Raw genomic sequence first — 6467 nt, forward strand, 5'->3', positions numbered from 1 at the left:
GCGGAATCCTCACCGGCGCCGCCGACTACCTCCAGCGCCGATACCTCGCGCTCCACCGCACCCAGCGGCCCGCCGCCACGTCGATTATCAAGAGCTGCCGGGAACACGACGCCAGCCTCATCATCGACCGTCCGCCCGCCGCCACCCCGGAAAGCATTCTCGCCGACCTGAGCACGCTCGCGGGAATACTCCGCCCCGGGGGATACCTCCTCACCGTGCACACCCCCAGCGGCGGGGCTAACGACCCGCTCGCGGACACCATCACCGCCGCCCGTGCCGCCGGCCTGCGCTACCTCCAGCACATCATCATCCTCACCAGCCCCATCCGCGACGGAGAACTCAGCTCTCTCGCCGAGAACCCCCGCGGCGGCGGACTGTTGGAACCCATCCACACCGACCTCGCCGTGTTCACCCATCCCGGTGGTGGTGCGCGTGGCTGACCGGCACACACCCGTTCCGCTCACCGTCTGGCCGGTGTCGCAGACCCACCCCCGCTTCCAGCGCCTGCACCGTTACACCCCGGAATCCCTCGCGCACCCCGCCCGGATGCTGCCTGCCCTCGCCCGCCACATCATCGCGACATTCACCGAGCCCGGTGACCTCGTCGTCGACCCCATGTGCGGCATCGGCACCACCCTCGTCGAAGCAGCCCACCTCGGCCGACACGGGCTCGGGATCGAATACGAACCCCGCTGGGCCACTATCGGCCGCACCAACGCCACCCTCGCCCACACCCAGGGAGCCACCGGGGTCATTCAGATCATCACCGGCGACTCCCGCCGCCTTCCCGCACTCGCCCCCGAGGCCGTGCGCGGAAACGTGGCGCTGGTCCTCACCTCACCGCCCTACGGGAAAGCGACGCACGGCACCGTCGACGCCGACCGTGAAAACGGGGTCCGTAAACGCGACTACACCTACAGTGCCGGCCGGCCCGGGAATCTCGCTGCCGCTGACCTCAGCGACCTCCTCGGCGGATTCACCGACATTCTCACCGGCGCCGCAGCCCTTCTGCGACCCGGCGGAATCGTCGCGATCGCTGTGCGCCCGTACCGCCAGGACGGCGAACTCATCGACCTGCCCGGCGCGATCCTGCACAGCGCCCAGGCGGTCGGGCTCGTCCGCGCCGGCMGCGCCGCCGCCCTCCTCGCCGGCCTGCGCGGCAACCGCCTGGTCCCGCGCACGACCTTCTTCGCCCTCCACAACGCCCGCACCGCCCACGCCGCCGGCACCCCCCTGCACGTCACCGCCCACGAGGACATCCTCCTGCTCACGCTCTCCCCGTAGCCCCGCCAGTGCCCGGCCAGCAGACCTGACAGCCCTGTTAGCCTGCGCAAACGCGACCTGACAGTGATCTGACGGTGATCTGACACAAGTTGCACACGCAACAACAGTCAGATCACCGTCAGATCCCACCCCATGCCCGGGCGCCCCGGCACCACCCCGCCGGCGCGAACGAGGGCGCAGGAAGGGCGACGCGGCGACACGGTTTCGCTCGTCGGGGCTCGGGACGCTCTCGACCTCCTCCCGCTCCTCTGGCGAAGCCTTCCGCGAAGCATCGCCCGAGGCGCCCGCAGCCCCAGAGGAGAACCCCACGAGTCCTCGCAAGGAGTCGAGTGAAAACGTGGACTGAAGACGACATTCACCAGCTCGGCGCAACGGTCAGCATTGTCACCGCCGGCGAAATACTCGGAATCGGMCGGACGAAAAGCTACGAACTCGCCGCCCGCAACGAGTTCCCCGTCCCCGTTCTACGCATCAAGGGCCGCTACCAGGTCCCCACCGCACCTCTCAAACAACTTCTCCGAATCAACAAAGAGAACCGGGAATCCGCTTGACAGGAACCGAAATAGCGGGGCTGAATCGAATGCGCCCCCGGGGGGTATTCGATTATCCGACCGGCCGGGACCATAACATTCTTTTTCTGCTGTTGGAGTGCCCGTGACGAGCCCGATGGCTAACCCGAACGGATCGATTTACAAACGGTGTAGCTGCCGAGACCCACAGACTGGTCGTCAGCTGGTGAACAGGTGCCCGAAGCTGCGTAGAAAGAACGGGGCATGGCGTTCCGACCACRGCACCTGGGCATATCGCATCGACCTGCCCTCCGTCGCTGATGGCTGTCGCCAGGAAGCCCGCCGAGCTGRCCTGAAAACCCACGACGAGGCCAGCGCCGAGATCAAGTGCATCCAGGATCTACTGGCTATTCCTGGAACTGACAACCATGGGATCGGCCAGATCCGGACCCTCATCCTCGACGCGATCAAGGCCGGGGATCCGTTGCCGGACCCCACGGTCGTCAAGGAACGATACCGGCGCCGCGCCGATCTCAACCCTCAGATCACCGTCGCCGACTGRCTCAACACCTGGCTGGCGGGACGTCGCACAATCCGACGCTCCACCCGGGAAGGCTACGAAATATCGATCCGACTGCACCTCGTGCCCTTCATCGGCGATATCCGCCTCGACCAGCTGACCATCGGCCACCTCGACGACATGTTCGACAAGATCGACGCCCGTAACGAGACCATCCGCAGGATCCGTGCCGGCAAGAACCCCGAACTCCGCCAGGCGTTCAAAGGCCGCAAAGTCACCAGCGACGCCTACAAGCAGCGTATCCGCGCCACGCTGCGTGCCGCGCTCAACCACGCCATCCGCGTCGGCCTGATCACGTTCAATCCCGCGGCCTGGGTGGAACTACCCTCCGGGAAACGACCCAAGGCGCTGCTGTGGACGAAAGAACGCGTCGCCCGCTGGCGCGCCACCGGCGAAATCCCCTCACCCGTCATGGTCTGGACGCCCGCCCAGACCGGCGCCTTCCTCGACCATACTGAGGCGCAGAAGGATCGGTACTACGAGCTGTACCACCTCATCGCGCACCGCGGCCCACGGCGCGGAGAAGCCTGCGGCGTGCACTGGACCGACCTCGATCTTGACGAGGYCAACCTCACCATTCGCTGGCAGATCACCCAGCACGGCGCCGACACCGAAATGGGCGCCCCGAAGTCCGACGCCGGTGACCGCCAGATCTCCCTCGACACCGCCACCGTCACCATCCTCCGTCAACGTCGCGCCCGGCAGAACGCTCACCGTCTCTCCCACGGCAAGAAATGGATCGACAACGGCCTCGTCTTCACCGAACCCAACGGCGCCCCCCTCATCCCCGACGAGGTCACCGCCCACTTCAAAGAACTCGTCACCGCCGCCGGCCTGCCCCCCATCCGCCTCCACGACCTCCGTCACGGCGCTGCCACCCTCGCCCTCGCGGCCGGCGCCGACATCAAAACCGTCCAGGAACTCCTCGGACACGCCAGCATCGCGATCACCGCTAACACCTACGCCCACATCCTCCCCGAACTTGCCCGGGAAGTTGCGGAGAACGTCGCCCGCCTCATTCCCCGCCAACACACCCCACCCGCCATCGAGGAATAGTCACGCCACCAATAAGAACGAATCCATGCGGGACGTGCCGTATGTCCCAGCCGGTCGGGGCGTGTAAGAACAACGGTGTAACTCCCCTGTGACACTCTGTGCATACGCGCAGGTAGAGGAGGCACCAGATGACCAGCATGACGACAGATCCGGCAGCGGAGACGATCGCGGGCGAACCGGCAGCCGCCGGCGCCCAGGCCGCCCCGGTGCTCGACGAGGAGCTCGCGCGGCGCCTGGTCGCGCAGGCGAGGGCTCAGGGTGTGTCGCTGACCGGGCCGGGCGGGATGCTCGGGAAGCTGACGAAGATGGTCCTCGAGACCGCTCTCGAGGCCGAGATGACGGCGCATCTCGGCTACGAGGCGCACGATCCGGCCGGGCGCACCGGGGGGAACTCCCGTAACGGCACCCGGACGAAGACGGTGATCACCGAGATCGGGCCGGTCGCGATCGACGTGCCGCGTGACCGGGACGGCAGCTTCGCCCCGGCGATCGTCGCGAAGCGGCAGCGGCGCCTCGACGGGGTCGAGGACCTCGTGGTCTCCCTGGTCGCGAAGGGACTGACGACGGGTGAGGTCCAGGCCCATCTCGCCGAGACCTACGGCACCGAGGTCTCCCGGCAGACGATCTCCGACATCACCGACAAGGTGATCGAGGGCATGGAGGCCTGGCGCGCCCGCCCGCTGGACGCGGTCTACGCGGTCGTGTTCATCGACGCGATCGTCGTGAAGATCCGCGATGGGCAGGTCGCGAACCGGCCGGTCTACGCCGCGATCGGGGTCACCGCCGACGGCGAGCGCGACGTGCTGGGCCTGTGGGCCGGGACCGGGGGTGAGGGTGCCAAGCACTGGCAGATGGTCCTGACGGACCTGAAGAACCGCGGCGTGGCCGACGTGCTCATCCTCGTCCGCGACGGGCTGACCGGCCTGCCCGACGCGGTCGGGCAGGTCTGGCCGCGGACGGTCGTGCAGACCTGCATCGTGCATTATGCCGACGTTCGAGTTATGCCGAGGTGCGACCCGAAGCCGCCGCTACCAGCCTCGCGTACCGCAAGGAGGTCGGCATAATTCGGCTGGTTCGATCTTCCCTTGTCGCCGCGATAAGGGATGCGTCCAGGCTGCCGTCAAGCTCAAAGCCCTGGCCAGGCAAGCATCCATGGGCATTAGCGGTTACCGACTGTGGTTCGACGGAGATCTCGATCTTCCTCCGATTCTCCCTCTTATGCCGCCCTCGCTGGCCAGATGACCTCTTCCGACCAGCGCTCCTGTCCGGAGGTCGGCATAATCCAAACGTCGGCATAAATCGACGACCTCGTGGTGATGTGTGAAACCCGGCAGCAGGCCGAGGCCGCGCTCGCGCGGATCACAGCCTTGCTGGCTGACCTTGGCCTACAACCGAAGGCGGCGAAGACCCGGATCGTGCACCTGACCGAAGGTGGCGAGGGGTTTGATTTCCTCGGCTTCCACCATCGGCTGGTACGCGCCCGTGGTCGGACCGGGGCCAAGCGTGTCGTCTTCCTCGCCCGCTGGCCGTCCCGCAAGGCGGCCCAGCACGCCCGTGACCGGATCCGGGAGTTGACCGCCCGGTCGCGGCTGCTGGTGCCGGTCGACACTGTCGTGCGGCAGGTGAACGCCTTCCTGCGCGGCTGGGCCGGGTACTTCCGCTACGGAAACTCGGCCTGGATGTTCGACAAGACGCAGACCTACGCCCTACACTGGCTTGCGATCTTCGTGGCGAACCGTCACAAACGCAGCCGGGCGTGGGGCTGGCGGATCGTGGCCTACGCCTCACCCGACCACTTCGGCCTGCTCAACCTCGACGGGACCGTCCTCGCTCCCAGGCCAAACCGTCCCTGGAGATCACCGAATGCCGGCGGTGAAAGACGTCGGTGAGCCGTGTGCGGGAGAACCGCATGCACGGAATCGACGGGAGGGAGCTGGAGACGGAACGGTCACCCGTCACCGCRCCAGCTCCCTACCCAACCAGGCCCGGATCCGGAATTCCGGGGGACCGGACCCGGACCAGACCCGGAACGATCATCAGTGCACGGACACCCCGGGCTCAACCCGGAAAAAACCCGGATACGTGAGCACGCGATCACTGGCAGCCTGTGTGCAGGCGCAACGGTGTACGCACGGGAAGACGGGAAGACGGATCATGACGGGCGATGACCGCCAACGGCGACTCATAGAAGATCTTGGAAAGCTTGCCGATCATGGTGTCCGAGGTCCCGAGGACGTCCTCAACGCGGCGCCACGTCTACTCACCCTCGTGGCGGCGCAGGGGGGCGAGTAGGCGGGGGGGGCGGAACGGCGCCACGCCGCCAGCGTCTACTACCGGATTGAGGGAGACATTTTCCGCAAGCAATACGAAAAACCTGATAACCGCGCTCGCSATCGAAATCGACCACCGACTCACCACCGGGCATGACACCACACGCGGTGATCATGCCGGAGGCGGGCACGGTCGCATGCCATCCACGCGTCCCGGACCCAAAAACCCACCCCATCCAGGGAAAAAGGAGACCCGCGATGTTTAGCCGGTTCTACCAGGAGCCCGACGGAAAAATCCCCTGGTATTTTATCGCCGTAGTCGTCCTTTTCGTCGCCGTGCCATCCGTTATCGCCGGAGCATGGCTAGGATGGCTCACCCGGTAATACAGGGTGACCCGCAAAGTCTGTTTGCGCAGGTCGTGGGTCTGGCCGGGGGTTGAGAAGGGCTGGGTCGGGAACGACCGGTCCACCTTGAGGTGATCTTGGTTGGTGACGTTCGGTAGATCGGTGGAGTGATCATCGGTCCGGCTAGGTGACACCGCGCTGGTAACTGATGGTGAGCGTGGCGGGCACTGTTGCGTTGGCGAAGTCCGCCATCTCGGCTACCGATCAGTCATGATCAGAGGATGCGTCGACGTCGTGTCCGTCCACCGGTTCCGATGTCGGAGTTCGCCGGGTTCCGCTTCCTCCTGAGATGATCGTCTTGGCGGTGCAGTGGTACCTGCGCTACGCCTTGTCCTACCGGGATGTCGAGGAGCTGCTTGCCGA

The 6467-nt window shown here is 66.3% G+C and carries 6 protein-coding genes and 2 pseudogenes; all 8 read left to right on the forward strand.

What is annotated here, in order from left to right; translation table 11 throughout:
* Positions 1-440, forward strand: a 440-nt coding sequence (locus tag KBI5_RS23290) for a hypothetical protein (protein WP_085016475.1), incomplete at its 5' end; no start/stop codon positions are given.
* Positions 427-1284 carry a DNA methyltransferase gene (locus KBI5_RS23295; protein WP_085016477.1) on the forward strand — a complete coding sequence of 286 codons (858 nt, stop codon included), beginning with the start codon at positions 427-429 and terminating at the stop codon, positions 1282-1284. The genes KBI5_RS23290 and KBI5_RS23295, both read left to right, overlap by 14 nt.
* A 329-nt stretch (positions 1285-1613) precedes the next feature.
* Positions 1614-1835, forward strand: coding sequence for a DNA-binding protein (locus KBI5_RS23300; RefSeq protein WP_085016476.1), 222 nt, complete (start codon positions 1614-1616; stop codon positions 1833-1835).
* Between the two features lie 184 nt (positions 1836-2019).
* Positions 2020-3429 (forward strand): site-specific integrase, encoded by a 1410-nt coding sequence (locus KBI5_RS23305; RefSeq protein WP_347272535.1) that lies wholly within the window; start codon positions 2020-2022, stop codon positions 3427-3429.
* A gap of 137 nt (positions 3430-3566) precedes the next feature.
* Positions 3567-4412: pseudogene (locus KBI5_RS23310) on the forward strand (IS256 family transposase); the annotation flags it as partial.
* A gap of 333 nt (positions 4413-4745) precedes the next feature.
* Complete coding sequence (locus KBI5_RS23315) at positions 4746-5318, forward strand: group II intron maturase-specific domain-containing protein (protein WP_085016479.1); 573 nt, start codon at positions 4746-4748, stop codon at positions 5316-5318.
* 265 nt (positions 5319-5583) lie between these two features.
* Entirely contained in the window at positions 5584-5721 is a 138-nt protein-coding gene (locus tag KBI5_RS26665; RefSeq protein WP_157902582.1) for a hypothetical protein, read from the forward strand.
* 604 nt (positions 5722-6325) lie between these two features.
* Positions 6326-6467: pseudogene (locus KBI5_RS23320) on the forward strand (IS6 family transposase); the annotation flags it as partial.

Source organism: Frankia sp. KB5 (assembly GCF_002099325.1).
Lineage (GTDB): Bacteria > Actinomycetota > Actinomycetes > Frankiales > Frankiaceae > Frankia > Frankia casuarinae.